This window comes from Pleionea sediminis, assembly GCF_007570825.1.
Lineage (GTDB): Bacteria > Pseudomonadota > Gammaproteobacteria > Enterobacterales > Kangiellaceae > Pleionea > Pleionea sediminis.
Genome location: NZ_SUNB01000002.1, coordinates 264,841 through 279,639 on the forward strand (window position 1 = coordinate 264,841; position 14,799 = coordinate 279,639).

Below are 14,799 nucleotides of genomic sequence, written 5' to 3' on the forward strand. Positions count from 1 at the left end.
TCTACTAGACGGGCTTTTGAAATTTGGTGAAATACGATTACCAACAAAAATACCCGTCAGGTGATGTCCCACCACCAACGAGCGTTCCAAAGTTTTGCTGTAAAATTTCTATTCATCGTTTTCATAATTGCAAAGTTATTTCAAAATAACGTTTTAGTCAACCTTTAATTTTCTCAGTTGTATAGTCTATCTCAGCTAAGTTATAGCACTTTTCTTAGGGACTGGCTGTTAACAAAGCTTCTAGAGTCTTCAACTTGTATGTGAAGTAATTCTGTTTCAAGCTCTACGCCCGGCGTTACACCGACAACTTTTAAACAAACATCCTCAATATTTCCTCGAATAGGAACATGAATTAAGTTGGAAAATAATAATGCATTTTCGAACGCTGCTTGATGGAAATCGATTGGCAATCGATGCTTGCCACGTAAATCCTGGTATTCAAAAAAGAGAGCCACATCACCATCCATGTAATCCGACAAGCGGAAACTCGCCAATATGTTCAGCGCTACGGACCAAGGACCATCAGTTTTCAAAGAAACAGACGGCAAATATTGATGCGGTTCGAGATATATCGTGTGGGTATGCCCCTGATGTAGATCTAGTTGACTCATGATCAAATTCTCGGTTGTTCAGTTACTAATTTCGACGTTATTATTTTTTGCTAAACCGAAGCCTCAAACGGGAAGCCTCGAAATATTGTTATAGCCTGAGATAAATTGCAATGCTTATTGTTTATTTTTTAGACTGCATTCTCATTTTGCAATTTACGCAGTTTTGCGTCGTAACTCAGGGTCAGGTGGTGCATCAATCACTCTCACAAATAACTCATTGATTTCAAAATCAATGTGTGGATCTTGATGCATTAACTTTAATTCTACGCTTTTAATCGCACCTTTTATTGGTATTTTTACCAAATTGGAAAATAAAATTTCTTCTTCTTTATCGTGCAAAAGACTGTCGATCAAAATGGACTGTTTGCCTCGCGCATCCAAATATTCGACGTACAAAGACAAAGTTTGCGCCAGTTTAGAGCCAATTTTTATCCACAAAGCCAAATTCAGTGCAACCGACCAACTCAGTGATGGATCCGATGGATTGCCCGACTGAGGCAAATATTGATCCGGTGTTAAGCGGCTCAGTCTTTTCGTAAAAAATGCCACGATACTGCCCTCTTTCTACAACTAACTCATGCGGGCCTTTCCTTACATTAGGTGTAGCAGTAGATTTCAGATTTAAGTGTGAACCAGTTCATGTATTCATCCACCCAACATCTCATTAACAAATACCAGTTCAACTAATGTCGAATAATGTCCTTAACATTCAATCAGTTATTTGGTTCTTCCTTTCCGCAAAAATTTAGACCTTTTTGCTATCTAAAAATTCCTTTTTATTGCGTAGGCTGAGAACAGGTCGACTAAATTTATTGACTAATGTCCATGACACTTTTTATATTTCTTTCCTTGGCCGCATGGGCAGGGATCGTTTCTTCCATATTTAACGTCTTTAGCGGCACGGTTTTCAAAATTCCCCTTTTGATACTTCCATTCATTATCGAGCAATACAAAAGTCGAAACTTCCGAGTGACACATCAACTGCTCTTTTTCCAAATACCAAGCATTAAATGCCACTTCAGATTGAGTCGCTCCAGTCACATTATGATAAAGCACATCAAGCCGCGTCCAACGCCACTCATCAGAGGCATTAGAAAGCTTCTCAGCCGTTAGCCCACCGAGTGTTTCGGGGTGGTGAGTATTTACAAGGTACTCACCATTGCCAACACAAAAGGCCGAAAATCGAGAGCGCATCAACTGCTCAGCGGTTTTTGGAATACAGGACCGAGTCAAAAAGGGCTGGCAACAATCTTGAAATAACCGGCCTGAAGAGCAATAACAAAGAACCTCTGAATCCAACATCTTAAAGCCCTCTTTGCCATTCTTGTCGCAACGAAATACTGCCGGGTTGGGTCAACGCTGCGTTCACTTGTTGCAACAGGGCCGCTTTATCCTTATTCAAAACTCCTTTTAAAACCAAATAATTCGACGCATGGTCCGAACGAAACACCGTGCTTTCAAGTTCCAGAGTTTCCAATAGAATCTGCATCTCTCGAATCAAACCGGGAGTATCTGGGAGTTGATAGTCGCCTCCAAATCCTTCTACAACCCGTTTATCGCCCAGTGGATAACTAACAACTAACGTCGACAAAAACTCAGGTTGCGCTTCATTCATCAAACGCGCCGAATTGATCATATGCTGCTCAGAGTATTTAACACCACCCATACCGTTCAAAATCATTACTGACGATTTAATGCCAGCACTTTTCAATTTAGTGAGCGCCGACAACGATGTCTCGTAAGTTTCACCTTTCTCTATACATTCTAAAACTTTATCATCGCCCGACTCACAGCCTACGTAAGCCAACTTCAATCCGAGCGAGCGAAGCTCTTGTAATTCTTCGACAGACTTATTTTTTAGATTCCGCGGCAAACAATAAGAAGACACTCGCGTCACCGACGGCAAATACTTCTTAATGGCTAACAATATTTCTGTCAGCCGTCGTGTCGATAACGCCATTGCATCGCCATCGGCCAAAAATACTCGACCGACATGTGCCCCCGACTGAGCCACCATCGCCAACTCTTTCTCAATCTCTTCTTGTTTCTTGGGCCGAAACTTTTTCTGTGGCTGAGTGTACATATCGCAAAATGTACATTTATTCCACGAGCAGCCGTTAGTGACTTGTAGAATAAATGACTTCCACTCACTGGGTGGACGAAAAACAGGCTCAATATAAGGCAGCGCTATCATTGTAATGTTTTAACCATGCGTTAAATTAGATAGCCCTAGTTTAACCAATGAAAACCACAGAATCAGTCCCCAATTTGATCCAAAATCCATCAAATAGCTGGTATCGCTTTATAAATTGGCCATTAATCCATCTTTGCTAAGAAAAACTCCAGTTTTTACTTGTTAATTGCCACAGATTTCGATAGATTTACGTCCGCAACGCGCCCGTAGCTCAGCTGGATAGAGTAGTTGGCTTCGAACCAATTGGTCGGGAGTTCGAATCTCTCCGGGCGCGCCAAATTATTAAAGGCTCACCATCAGGTGGGCCCTTTTTTATTTATGTGCCGAAAAGATTTCCTTCCCCGTTTTGAAATACCAATTCATACCTTTTTGTTTGTATCGAAACGTCCGTCTAATTGATTAATTCTGAAAATTCGTTTTCGCATAACCAACTTCTTTACTTCAAGTCACACGAAGGATTTTAATTATTCAGCTCGTTAGCCGTTAACAAGATTAACAAAGGGTTGCTTAAGAAACATCTCAAATCATGCGAGCGATTTTCTTATTATGAACTTTATCAGTCAATGCCAATACCTATTAGTTTGCGGTTCTCGAAAACGACCCTAAAACCATGCTCAACATCAAAACTGGATTCGTATTCCAAAAGCAAATTACCACCTTCATCTTCAAGAAAAATAAATACTCCTGGCTCGGTCACATATTTCCATATCTCTTCTGAATTTGAAATTGGAGGCATTAATTCGCTCGCATGGTCACCTAAATTTAAATGATAATTAGGTAGTACTGATTTGTAATAGTCGAATATAGCGTATACAATTTGTGGGTACAGCAGCTCAATAGATTGGTAAAACCAATCCAGTGTTTCCATTTGAGAATCATGTATCTCTAAATCTCCGGAAAGTCCAATTGTTAATAATACTCCATCTCCTAAAATAGGAAACGCTACGCTTCCTTCAAGATTGAAGCCGCTTAATTTTAATTGTCCAATTAATCTAATTGTTTCTTCCATACTCATCTGTGTTCATAACATTGGATGTAACTGTCCCAAAGAACCGAAAAATCAATCTACATCACGCTAGCACATTTGGCTGAATGCATTGGTCCAGCAGGACTGAAGTAACTTCATAACTATTCGTAAACGGACATAACGGGCCACTACTCAGACGGAGCTCTAATAATATGAACTTTGTAAGTTATTAAGCAATTAAAGCGTCTCTTTTTGACTTAAACTCGCGACGTCTCTGACTTTTCAAAAAGGTTTGTTATAAGCCATTGATTATTATACCTTAATTACAGTTTGAAAATCGTATCAAAGGAGGAAGCGTAAAGACCAAAAAACCACCATCTCCATTTGATATACTCTCGTAAATAACGGATAATGCGCCAAAATTTTAATCACCAATGGCTATGTATAGACATTAAATGCTCTTTGGTAAATGTAATTACTAACTGAACTTATTAATTTATCGAGACAATCATGAAAATATTAAATTCTTTAGTTGTGCTTATTTTTATTAAAAGAAAAGCCGGACTTAGATATTCAAAATGTAATTGTGGCACCTTTAAAAGTACTTTCTAAAAAGAAATAGACTTAATTGACAAAAGTTGGGGAGCGTAAACGCACTTCATTTTTTCGGGCACTTTTAAACTTTATAAGTTCTGAGTAATCATCATGAAAATATACTTTTTTTTAATATTTCTTATTTTACAAGCACCAAACGTTCTTGCTAAAGATATTGGATATGATCCACTTAAAGATCCTTTTGAGCAATTAGATAATGCAATCGAGATTGCAAAGAAAGACAATCAATTAATTCTAGTTATTGCCGGTGGTGATTGGTGTCGATGGTGTTATGTGTTAGACGACTACTTTAAGAGCAATACGAAAGTTTACAATAGATTAAAAGAAACATTTGTACCTTTAAAAGTTTATTATGGCGATGAAAATCGTAATGAAGAATTTTTTTCTCAATTACCAAAGGCGAAAGGATATCCTCATTTTTGGGTGATATCTCCTGAAAAATTAGTGATTCATTCTCAAGAAACAGGTGTCTTTGAGGAAGGAAATGATGGCTACAGTGATAGTGTATTCAATAAGTTTATTGAATATTTCGAACAGTATATATCAAACAACCAAAAGCCGTCGGAGAGTTAGGCGCTTTAGCTCTGCTATCCCCCGAACACACTTTCGAAATAATTTGTCGAAATATCTAATGGCCTTTGAGATATTTATTCTTTGCACTGAATGGATATAGTCACTAATTAACAGCCCCTTTCTCTCCGAAATAAAAATTTTAAAGCTCATATAGACGAATCCGTACTCCCGCCCTATACTACTTATACAAGTAGTCCAAAGGAGAACTTAATGATTCTTAGATATCAGCTAAATGGCTCAATGATCACTATTTCTGACGGAAAAAGCTGTAAGTTATTGATTGATCTGAAAGCTGGCCAAAAAAAGATTTTGCTCAAATTTAACGGTTTTCTTAACTTAAATTACAAGCCTTTACCGCCAAGCATCCGAACACTTAGAGCTATTGTTAAGGACTTTAATCCTACTGGTGGATTATCTGAAATTGACTGGATAACTTTGAATGATGACGAACGTGTAATTTGTTTACTCAATGACGATGGCATTATTATACCGATTGCCCATAATCGCCCATTTATTTTTGACGTAGTCTCTCGAGAAATGTGTTTTCATTATTTTTATAAGTCTGTAGGTTTAAAAAATACTCTATCTCAATACTCGTCGCAGATAATGCATTAATATAAGAGATTAAAATGCTTAATATACGTGTTAGCAGTTTTTTTAAACTGATATCATAATTTACAACTAGCAATACGATTCAAAAACTCAGTCAAAGGCAATTATCATCTTTTCTGTCTAATTGAATAGTCATATTTTGATAACTCTCTTTATCGCTCATTTTTGAGTAACGGGTACAAAAACCTTCTCTTCTCAACTCTAGCGAAGGCCAGTCAGCAATATACCCGGCTAAACCTCCAGTTCCTCCTTTAATTAAAGTTTTATTCTCAGGAATGAAAAATCTTCCCTCTGAATCAGTAACCACCTTGGCTAGCGTTTTAGTAGTTGAGCCTGATTTAAAAGTCACAGCTACGTGCTTGAGTACAATTTCGACGTCCGCTATAGGTTCTTGAGAAATCTTATCAACTACTCGACCATATACTGGGAAATCTCCAACAACACGAAAGGTCACACAAGCGGATAATATAAAAACTAAACCTATAAATATAATGTATTTCATTAATCTTCCTTGCCTTATATAAATCTACTAAGCTGAGAATATATGAATTATAAAGAATTTCTTTAGATGTCGGTGACTGAATCAATAAAAAGTGATTTCAAAAACTTCTAATTAGTTAGAAATCAGAAAAAGAAATAAGTTTTAAAATGGTACGACAAAAGCCAATCGTTGCTTTTGCCATACCCCCGTTTTGTAATTGTATTTATCTAAAACTTGATATTAAAGACTTCAGAGCACAAATCGGTTCCACCCGCTTTACAAATTTGGTATTGGTATACGCTACTGTTATTGGTATTTACAAAGTCGCGGTAAGATTCTTCACTTGTCCGACTAGCCACAAGTTCTCCATCTCGATAGATATCAACCATACCGACAGTTTCAGAACTCCAATTTAACTGAACCCATCGCCACAATAAAAACGCTCCTTTCGTGCCATTCGCCAAAACTTCTTGCTCTCCTTTAAACGCATCGTTCAAATATGCCCAAGCAACATCTGGAATATTGAGCTGATCATTATTGTTATAAAGAAGATGGCTACCGTTGATAGTGCATAATGTATTGCTGGTATTGTCTTGGCAACTATTATAAGTTTCACATACCGCACCATTTTTCTCATAGGTAATGACAGGTTCTGCTTGGCAGCTTTTAATGTTCGACCAATACTGAAAGCTATCTCGAGATGGAAATGCATTAAAGTTCCCACCACCACCAAAAGGTACAACATTATCATTTAAACCGTGAAAGTGCACGACGTTAATTGAACGAGCTGGCGTACAGTCTTCTGGAACACGTGCAAGAGGAAAAGCCGCCGCAGCTATTCCTGCAAACACGTCACTCGCTTCACACGCCAAGCGATGACTCAAAGCGCCACCATTTGAAAATCCGGTTGCAAAAGTTTTTTCAGGATCAATCAGGTAGTTTCTACCGACTTGAGCAACCAATGCTTTGATAAAACCTACATCATCTTCCTCATTATCACCGCAGCACATGCCAGCATTCCAAGAATTACCTACGCCTTGAGGAAACGCGACAATAAAGCCTTCTTGCTCAGCTTTACTCTGCCAACCACTGTAAAATCTTTGAAGGCTTTTATTTAATAAATAACTGTGCATATCGACGACGAGTGGAATGTCAACGGAATCGACATTTTCTGGAACAATTAATGTATAAAGACGAGTTTTTCCGTCATGCTCAATTGAGCAGTCAAGTAGCCCAGTCGCACCATTTGTATCTTCACAGTCCATCGCTGAAGCTGTATTAATGGTCGCCGAAAATAATAAGCCAATCAAGGCAACGAATTTGGATATTAATAGAAAAAGATTTTTCATAGAACTCATAGAATCCTCCACTTGTTATATTTTTGATTTATAGTGAATTGATGTTTGAGACTTTGTTTTGACTCAAACGCATAATTTAAGTGAGAAATCAATTATTAACTATCCGAGCTAAAACACTTTTATGCAGAATAACAATCCATATTAAAAGCAATCTTGAACCCTCACTTATGCATCACTCCTACGCAAAAGCTGACTTTCGTACACGTAGCCAACTTTTCAATGATTTGCCTATCGAAGTAAAACGAGCGGAAAGATAGTAATCAAAATACTATTTATCATCTATAGATTATTATATGCAGAAGGAGTCAAATACTGAGACGTCAGATCAAAAATATAAGAGCATTTATTATTGAGAGACACCGTCTGTCATACTAAAGAAAAGTAATGTTAAAAAATTCCATATCATTTAACTGTGAATCCCAGGCACTTATCGCCACGTCCATTACTATGCGCGAAGTCTCTCCGCCATACTTAATCTACTGGCATAATTTAAAATACCTAACTGATAATTTCATTTAACTAAAAAGTTAGAAGAAGCTCAAATCGCTGCATATTTTATATAAAATTGAGAACGTAAGGCTGATAATTTATAAGTTCATTCTAGAATTAATAACGCTGATACGTATAATTAAGATTTTCCTATTTCAATTAGATTTATAGAACACACTTAATTAAATTATGAAAAACAATTATTTTTTATACGTTTTTTATTTCTCTTTAAACTAGAGAGTCGCTTTGCCAGTAATAATACTACAGCTAGGATAAATACTATTTCACACCAGCCGAGAACGCGATTAAAGTACTCACCTAATAATTACTTTATTTATTCAAAATACTCTGGCTTTAGGCCTTTTATTTATTGGATACTGCCAATAATCGTCTGCCTATAAGTCACCCGGCGGATGGATAAATACATGAGAATATTCATACAGCAGACCCAGCTACAACAACACATATCTCAATATTTGATTTAAATCGTTTTTTTGAACTCTGCCCCTAAGAACTAGCTCCTTTATTACACACTACACGTTAAATAATACTAGAAGTAGGCAGATACTTAATAACAAAACAAATGACCAGTATATGAATAATCGCTAAAACCGATGAAGTAACTTTTGAGTATTTAAATCAGAATAATTTCTCACTTATAATATGAGAACAATGGAGGCATTGAAGCCCCGACTAGGAATTATAAAACGAATAATTAAGGAGAGCGCTATGGAAGCAGCCAAAAAAGAAACGTTTAACACACCTGAAAGTTACTTGATATATAACGACACGGATGGATGGTTTTTGAAACTAAACGGAGATTCGATATTGGGTCCTTTCGAATCTTATTTCGATGTCGAAAAAAGAGCAAAAGTTTTTTGCGTGTTGTCTAATGAATTAAAAGACGTTGTATAGCAGACGTTGGAGATATAAAACAGTGGAATTAGTTTTTCAGGCTGTGTTGGGAGTTTTATCCATTTTGTTCTTTATTTGGGGTGGCATGTGCCTTGGTTTATCGATAATTTCAAGAAGATTTCGCCATCGCGCAACAGCCACTTTTGGAACCACATCGGTTTCTATCGGAATGCTTTTGACGATGGTTATTTAATCTTACAAGTAAGTCGCAGATTCTCAACTCAGTCTTAATAAAAGCTCGATACAACCTGTAGATGTATTATTATGCACTTACAAAGACATGATCCGGTTTAAACGGACTCGTATTGAAGATGACTAACAACTTGTATATTCAACAAAAAATTGCGTCTTTGTGAGACTTTTTGACATATCGAATTCCACATATAAATACTCCTTATCTTTATACTAAAATAGTAGAAAAATTTCAGCTGGTAAGTTATTGTTTTTGCTACATTCATGACAAATCACATTCTCTTCACGAGATTTGCACAGCATTTAATCTCCCACTTCTATATTTTTAAAATTGAAAGTGACTGAAATCACTCTTCTAATAAAGAAATAACTAAAAATGAAAGCTTGGAGGAAAGTTATGCGGAGAGGCGACGCAGTAAGACTACAATCCGGAGGCGTGAGAATGACCATATTTAACTTTGTTCGTGATCTTCCAGACACGGCCAAAAAAAAATACATAACCACTGGAGCCGACGAGGAGGATGTGGTGTGTAAATGGTTTGTCGGCACAACCTTAAAGAAAGATGTTTTCAAACCTGAAATGTTAATGGAAGCGTGATTTAAAAAAGCAAATCAAATTTAAACGTTGACGAGCAGTCTGTGAAACATGGACGTTTCCTGTTTAAAATTGAGAACTTAATTGGCGCAATTTCCATTAATTTATCCTAGCTCAGACTTGGTCTTTCCAAGAAGTTAGTCGTGCCAACTCTTTGACATCGACTAACTAAAAATTCTTCCTGATTACTTAATTGACGAAAACTTTTCCTCGAGTTCTTTTCTCAACAAAACAACAGCATCCTTTTTGGCATCTTCCAAGACATGTGGGTCATGTAGATGAAAAGCAGGGCCCTCGGCAGAGGCTTCAGCCTCTGCCTCTGCTGTAAAATATAAATATTGATTGCGAACATCCCACATTGAAGCACTAAACATAAATAATCCGTCACTGACAGTACCTGGCACAAAATAAGGCGTAACCAACAAGAAATAAGTTACTCCTAACGCATTATTGTACCTATCGATATCTCCCGCGCCATGAACAACCAAGACTGCATCAGCTCCTGTCCTAGCTGCAGAAAGACGAATGGCGGGGAGCCCTTGCCCTTCAAACATGGAGGAATTTAAATACACCACATCGGAAACAATTCCAGCATTCTTTAGGTATTGTTCCAGTTTCAACAATTCCCTTTTATCATTTTCATTCCAGTGTACACCCCATGACTCGACTTTCGTATACACTGCGAGCTTAAACGGTTTTTTGAGTTCTGATTTTAGTTCAAACGTTTTTCTTATTTCTTCATCCGTTATAGGCATAGTGTCACGCTCTAAAGAGCGATTCACGTAATCTCGGTTAAAACCTTGACTTGAAGAACAAGCGACCAAAGATATTGCGATAACGAATACACATAAATTTTTCATTCTATCTTTCCATTTCAAAAATGACAGGAACTGATTAAAGCTACTTAGTCGTTTAATTACAAAGCCCTGTGTAAAAGTATAATTTTAAGTAACCGAAAGTTACTCATTATCAACTCTTACCGCTTTGTTTTCACTTTGAGATTTAAAGTAGCACTCTAGGTACAGTGCTCTCTTCTCGGTAATGAAATAGGCTCGAACTCTGTTCCCTACCCAGCACACATACATAGCCTTTTTTCTAACAGTAACAACTTCAATTCTGCAGAATTAATCTAGAAAAAATGAGTAATGGCATTTTTATAAAAACTTTTCACAAGGCCTGTTTTTAACCTAAGAATGTCATTCCTAAGTCGTTATTGCTTGGCATTAAGGGTCAGCCCAATAACTTTGTATAGATTTCAAACAACCCACAATTGTACGTAAGTACCATTTATTGAGACTTTTTAGGTGTCCCAGATCACTCTTCACTTTTCTTTTATCTCACTCAAAAATTGGCTTGTTACAGAGAATTTCTATATCATTGATTTTTATAGAGATTTTAATTTTCACGTTAAGTTCACCACATTTGCACAGCGACATCTCATTTTTTTCTATAAGTTCTCTCTCGACTAATTCAGTGCTCAATTCTTCCAGTAAACAAATAAAATGATGGAGGCTAGTAATGAGAAGAGGTGATTCTGTAAGACTGCAGTCCGGTGGTGTGAGAATGACGATTTTTAACTATGTTCGAGACTTGCCTGATACAGCGAAAGAAAAATACAAAACCATTGGTGCCGATGAAAACGATGTAGTATGCAAATGGTTCGTTGGCACGACGTTAAAAAAGGATGTGTTTAAACCTGAAATGCTCATGGAAGCTTGAGCTGAAAACTATATCATTAAAAAGGTCAGTACCTGATTGACTGACCTTTAAAAATCTAGCTCACCTATCGTTAGTTTCTTTACTAAAATGGGAAGCCCCACATTGATAGAAGTTACAAATTGTTTCCTTACTATTCCTAGTAGTATCGATTAGATCCAACCAATAATTAATCCACCGATCGCAATTCCCCAATAAGCTAACCCGTTGGCAAAATAATCAAGCAACCAAAAATACAGAAATGACATAATCGTTACTATCGGCACAACTATTAAAATAGCATTTAATTCATAGCCACTTAATAAAGATAAGATAGCAACAAGGCCGCCATAAATACCGGCACATAATGCAGGTTTTCCAGTAACATCCAGGACCTTTAATAAAGCAGCAAGAATAATTATTTTTAGAATCATGAAAAGAGTCCTTTTACTTTTACAATCGAAAAATTTTTAAATGATTAGAAAATGAATGGGTCATAAGTCCTGACCGTATATTTGCTTATGGCTATTCATGAAATAATTTATTTTTTAATAGCAACACTGCTGGGAATAGTAGGAAAGAAAAAGATTATTAACGGTCAAAAAAATTGAGAGGTACTTTACTGAACGCAGACCAAAAACCCAATGTGCTCAAAAAGAATGATAAAGATGCTATAACAAGCTCAACCGTTTGTAAGTTAGTTAATTGAGACAAGCCAGAGTAAATAACTTGACCTGCGATACTTCCAACAAAATACCCGGATATTAAAATTGAAACCGGACAAACAACAAACCGAAACCAAAACCAAACTTCACTAAATGTAATCATCGCAACCTCTGCACTGCCTTACTACTCAAAAAACTAAAGCCAGTTATCTTCATCAGCTCAAATTTCGAGCAATTATCGGGGAGAACATTAGATATAGCAATTGGAGATTGCGGTAAATATTTCCACTCTGTCTTTGCAGGAATGTTAATTCAAACACAGAAAGTTTCGTTTATGGCTGGCTCACAAGTCCGTGCTTATCTGTTATCCATCAAACTTAATGAATATTTTTCTGTTAAAAATACGGTATCCCAACGTAAATTTTAACATCTATCACCTATACCTTCGGCTATTTAACCTCGCAAATAGCGACGGTGCTGTATATATCTTTCCAGTAAAGCTAGAAAGCTCAAAGACTTAGAGCTAAAGCAAGCGACTCCTTAAAGTCAATAGCTTAGTGCTACACACAACAGCATGTACAAATCCGTTAATTTTCCACATTTAAATGTGACGTATGTCACATTTATAATCTCAAAATCTTATGAAGGTACTCAATTCCATCATTAGGTTTTCAATATTTTATTAAGGAAGTGACTATGAATAACGCGACTAAGAGCCCAAAGGCCATTTTAGAAGGTTATTTTATTTATAACGACGAAAATGGGTGGTACTTAAAGTTTCAAGATCAATCACCACTCGGGCCATTCGACTCATTTTTTGACGTCGAGAAGCAAGCGAAAGTCTACTTAGCTCTTGTTTCTGAATTAAAAGACATCGCATAGATAGAGCAAGCAGGTGATATGATGGAATTAGCTACAAACGCAATCTTAGGACTATTTTCACTTTTGTTTTTTATGTGGGGCGCCATTTTCTTTTGCTTGTCGATTCTTTCGGAGCGATTTCGCCACAAAATGACAGCAACTCTTGGCACCGTTTCTGTATCCGTCGCAATGCTAATAACCTTAGCGATAGGTTAGAAAAGAAAACCTCGCATAAGCGAGGTTAAAGGCCAATGGGCCGGATCATGATATGACGCCCACCTTTGGGGATGTGGACACCCTAATACTAGACCAATAGACGGATTGCGTTATGACAATTCGTTTAATAATTTATTACATACATTGCATAATCAAGCATTATAAAAGAGCCCCAACTCTGTTGGGGCAAATCACCGATAGGTATTATTTTTTTTGCAAAGGGCCGACCACAGTCTCTCGACGGAGGTCATGCTTATCATGTCGTCCAATTATTAAGTTCTTATGTCAAAAATAAAAGTATTTTAGCTACGAATATTCCACAAATTAAATAACAAAGAAGCCCCGCAAATGCGGGGCTAAAGCTCGGTTTTATTTAGGGTGTGATTTAAGAGGTAAAAAACCAGACCTTATAAACTCTATTCACTCATCTTTTCACTCAATATCGCACATCCAAATTGCTTGCCCAAAAACCCGAGAAAACAGCAAGTTTACAACACTCTAAAATGTTAGAGAGGACTCCAATTAAGGATTTAACAGACATCAACTCGTGATGTCGAAGCAATCATAATTAGACTAAGTGACACTATTCTTTCAGTTTTTAAAAGAATGAATGACATTACAACTTTAACACAACGTTTATCTTCACTTGCAGATATTCTCGTTCCTACTAATAGCACTTTGAAAATTTACAAAGCTGTTAGTTCATCTCTAATTAATCGTCTTCTGTTAAAAAAGAGAACTCGTTCAATTAATTGTAAAAACATCTGAAATTTAATCTTAATATCTCAATACATCACTTTAAAATGGACTAATATCTAAATCATAATAATTCAAACATTTCTCGCAACACCCTGACAACCAAGTCCAATACACAAAATAATAGTTAAGCTTTCGCGCCTCTTTATCGTTTTAATCATTGGCGTAAGGCTGTGTTCACATAAAATAACTATGCGATTAATTTTGAGATCGCCAAAGGCAGGTTAATTATGATTTGGAAAATAGTATTGTTTTTCGCACCAACATTTTTTATTGGCCTTGTGTTGCTCTATGGAGTTATGGCAAAAACTCGCATTCTTAATGCCAATCCAGTGGTAACAAATCATCAAACTTATGAGTGAGTAAAAATTTGAGATTTATTCCCATTTTGTCACCTGGGTGGGCGATCTCTCACATGAAACTGAGCAAAACTCGGTAACTAATACCTCAATATCTCGTTAACATGGCGACATAGCTTGAGTTATGGATGTTAGTTATGAGATCAACGGATTTAGAAAATAAAAAATATATTCGCAGTTCACGATATGTGATGGAAGGCTCTTTTTGGTACTTTAAAACTCGTGAAGGAGATTACCTGGGTCCCTACCCTTCTGTTAGAGAAGTGTTTGAAGCAGAGCGTAAATATATTGAACTGGTCACACACTCACTGAGGTCTTCCTTTGCGAAATCGCAGTGAATATTCCCAACCAACTTGTATATACATCATACCAATTTAATACTTCGCACTTCAATTTATTTAGCTGATTCTTTATGCAGCCTTACCTACAAAAGATTAAAAGAAGTCACCTTTCTTACACTACTTTCTTGTATCTGAGCTAATAATTTGCGAAGCATTCTGAGTTTAAACAAGTAATTACAGTATTCATTTTCTCTTTCTAACACATCCTAACTTATTGTATTTAATACAATTCTTAACAAGTCACACCCATTCACACGATTTGCACAGCACGAAATCTCCATAAGATATATATTTAGCCAGTAAG

At 36.7% G+C, this 14,799-nt stretch carries 19 protein-coding genes and 1 tRNA gene; 10 read left to right on the plus strand and 10 right to left on the minus strand.

What is annotated here, in order from left to right; translation table 11 throughout:
• Nucleotides 1-200 precede the first annotated feature (200 nt).
• From FAX86_RS11060 to FAX86_RS11075, 4 genes are all read right to left on the minus strand, one after another.
• Nucleotides 201-611: a hypothetical protein gene (locus tag FAX86_RS11060; protein WP_144393481.1), complete on the minus strand. Its 411-nt coding sequence runs from the start codon at nt 609-611 to the stop codon at nt 201-203.
• A gap of 153 nt (nt 612-764) precedes the next feature.
• Nucleotides 765-1,160, minus strand: coding sequence for a hypothetical protein (locus FAX86_RS11065; RefSeq protein WP_144393482.1), 396 nt, complete (start codon nt 1,158-1,160; stop codon nt 765-767).
• A 267-nt stretch (nt 1,161-1,427) separates the two neighbouring features.
• Nucleotides 1,428-1,913 carry a YchJ family protein gene (locus FAX86_RS11070; protein WP_144393483.1) on the minus strand — a complete coding sequence of 162 codons (486 nt, stop codon included), beginning with the start codon at nt 1,911-1,913 and terminating at the stop codon, nt 1,428-1,430.
• 1 nt (nt 1,914) lies between these two features.
• The gene (locus FAX86_RS11075; RefSeq protein WP_205859178.1) at nt 1,915-2,805 is read right to left on the minus strand and encodes a radical SAM protein; all 891 of its coding nucleotides are present in this window, start codon (nt 2,803-2,805) and stop codon (nt 1,915-1,917) included.
• Between the two features lie 200 nt (nt 2,806-3,005).
• Between FAX86_RS11075 and FAX86_RS11080 the strand changes: the two genes are divergently transcribed.
• Nucleotides 3,006-3,082: transfer RNA gene (locus tag FAX86_RS11080), tRNA-Arg, on the plus strand.
• A gap of 279 nt (nt 3,083-3,361) precedes the next feature.
• Here FAX86_RS11080 and FAX86_RS11085 read toward each other — a convergent pair.
• Nucleotides 3,362-3,820: a DUF6985 domain-containing protein gene (locus tag FAX86_RS11085; RefSeq protein ID WP_144393484.1), complete on the minus strand. Its 459-nt coding sequence runs from the start codon at nt 3,818-3,820 to the stop codon at nt 3,362-3,364.
• Nucleotides 3,821-4,477: 657 nt separating this feature from the next.
• On the opposite strand from FAX86_RS11085, the gene FAX86_RS11090 reads away from it, so the two are divergent.
• Nucleotides 4,478-4,960, plus strand: coding sequence for a thioredoxin family protein (locus tag FAX86_RS11090; protein ID WP_144393485.1), 483 nt, complete (start codon nt 4,478-4,480; stop codon nt 4,958-4,960).
• Nucleotides 4,961-5,170: 210 nt separating this feature from the next.
• Nucleotides 5,171-5,575, plus strand: a complete 405-nt coding sequence (locus tag FAX86_RS11095) for a hypothetical protein (RefSeq protein ID WP_144393486.1) — start codon at nt 5,171-5,173, stop codon at nt 5,573-5,575.
• 91 nt (nt 5,576-5,666) lie between these two features.
• On the opposite strand, the gene FAX86_RS11100 is transcribed toward FAX86_RS11095, so the two are convergent.
• A complete protein-coding gene (locus FAX86_RS11100) occupies nt 5,667-6,074 on the minus strand; it encodes a carboxypeptidase-like regulatory domain-containing protein (protein ID WP_144393487.1) in 408 nt (135 codons plus the stop codon).
• A gap of 206 nt (nt 6,075-6,280) precedes the next feature.
• Complete coding sequence (locus FAX86_RS11105; protein ID WP_144393488.1) at nt 6,281-7,411, minus strand: CE1 family esterase; 1,131 nt, start codon at nt 7,409-7,411, stop codon at nt 6,281-6,283.
• 1,218 nt (nt 7,412-8,629) lie between these two features.
• On the opposite strand from FAX86_RS11105, the gene FAX86_RS11110 reads away from it, so the two are divergent.
• The 3 genes from FAX86_RS11110 to FAX86_RS11115 all read left to right on the plus strand — a co-directional run bounded on the left by FAX86_RS11110 (nt 8,630) and on the right by FAX86_RS11115 (nt 9,605).
• Nucleotides 8,630-8,815 (plus strand): hypothetical protein, encoded by a 186-nt coding sequence (locus FAX86_RS11110; protein ID WP_144393489.1) that lies wholly within the window; start codon nt 8,630-8,632, stop codon nt 8,813-8,815.
• Between the two features lie 22 nt (nt 8,816-8,837).
• On the plus strand, nt 8,838-9,008 hold the full coding sequence (locus tag FAX86_RS22190; protein WP_164503549.1) for a hypothetical protein: 171 nt from the start codon (nt 8,838-8,840) through the stop codon (nt 9,006-9,008).
• Nucleotides 9,009-9,404: 396 nt separating this feature from the next.
• A complete protein-coding gene (locus FAX86_RS11115; RefSeq protein ID WP_281286409.1) occupies nt 9,405-9,605 on the plus strand; it encodes a DUF2158 domain-containing protein in 201 nt (66 codons plus the stop codon).
• Between the two features lie 182 nt (nt 9,606-9,787).
• Here FAX86_RS11115 and FAX86_RS11120 read toward each other — a convergent pair whose 3' ends face one another.
• Entirely contained in the window at nt 9,788-10,462 is a 675-nt protein-coding gene (locus FAX86_RS11120) for a hypothetical protein (protein WP_144393491.1), read from the minus strand.
• A 658-nt stretch (nt 10,463-11,120) separates the two neighbouring features.
• Between FAX86_RS11120 and FAX86_RS11125 the strand changes: the two genes are divergently transcribed.
• Nucleotides 11,121-11,321 carry a DUF2158 domain-containing protein gene (locus FAX86_RS11125; RefSeq protein ID WP_144393492.1) on the plus strand — a complete coding sequence of 67 codons (201 nt, stop codon included), beginning with the start codon at nt 11,121-11,123 and terminating at the stop codon, nt 11,319-11,321.
• 149 nt (nt 11,322-11,470) lie between these two features.
• On the opposite strand, the gene FAX86_RS11130 is transcribed toward FAX86_RS11125, so the two are convergent.
• Together FAX86_RS11130 and FAX86_RS11135 are read right to left on the minus strand one after the other, a co-directional pair.
• Complete coding sequence (locus FAX86_RS11130; protein WP_144393493.1) at nt 11,471-11,731, minus strand: hypothetical protein; 261 nt, start codon at nt 11,729-11,731, stop codon at nt 11,471-11,473.
• 157 nt (nt 11,732-11,888) lie between these two features.
• Nucleotides 11,889-12,125 (minus strand): hypothetical protein, encoded by a 237-nt coding sequence (locus FAX86_RS11135; protein ID WP_144393494.1) that lies wholly within the window; start codon nt 12,123-12,125, stop codon nt 11,889-11,891.
• A gap of 533 nt (nt 12,126-12,658) precedes the next feature.
• On the opposite strand from FAX86_RS11135, the gene FAX86_RS11140 reads away from it, so the two are divergent.
• The 3 genes from FAX86_RS11140 to FAX86_RS11145 all read left to right on the plus strand — a co-directional run bounded on the left by FAX86_RS11140 (nt 12,659) and on the right by FAX86_RS11145 (nt 14,492).
• Nucleotides 12,659-12,844 (plus strand): hypothetical protein, encoded by a 186-nt coding sequence (locus FAX86_RS11140; protein WP_144393495.1) that lies wholly within the window; start codon nt 12,659-12,661, stop codon nt 12,842-12,844.
• Nucleotides 12,845-12,862: 18 nt separating this feature from the next.
• Nucleotides 12,863-13,039: a hypothetical protein gene (locus tag FAX86_RS22195; RefSeq protein WP_164503551.1), complete on the plus strand. Its 177-nt coding sequence runs from the start codon at nt 12,863-12,865 to the stop codon at nt 13,037-13,039.
• Between the two features lie 1,252 nt (nt 13,040-14,291).
• Entirely contained in the window at nt 14,292-14,492 is a 201-nt protein-coding gene (locus FAX86_RS11145) for a DUF6316 family protein (protein ID WP_144393496.1), read from the plus strand.
• Nucleotides 14,493-14,799: the final 307 nt, after the last annotated feature.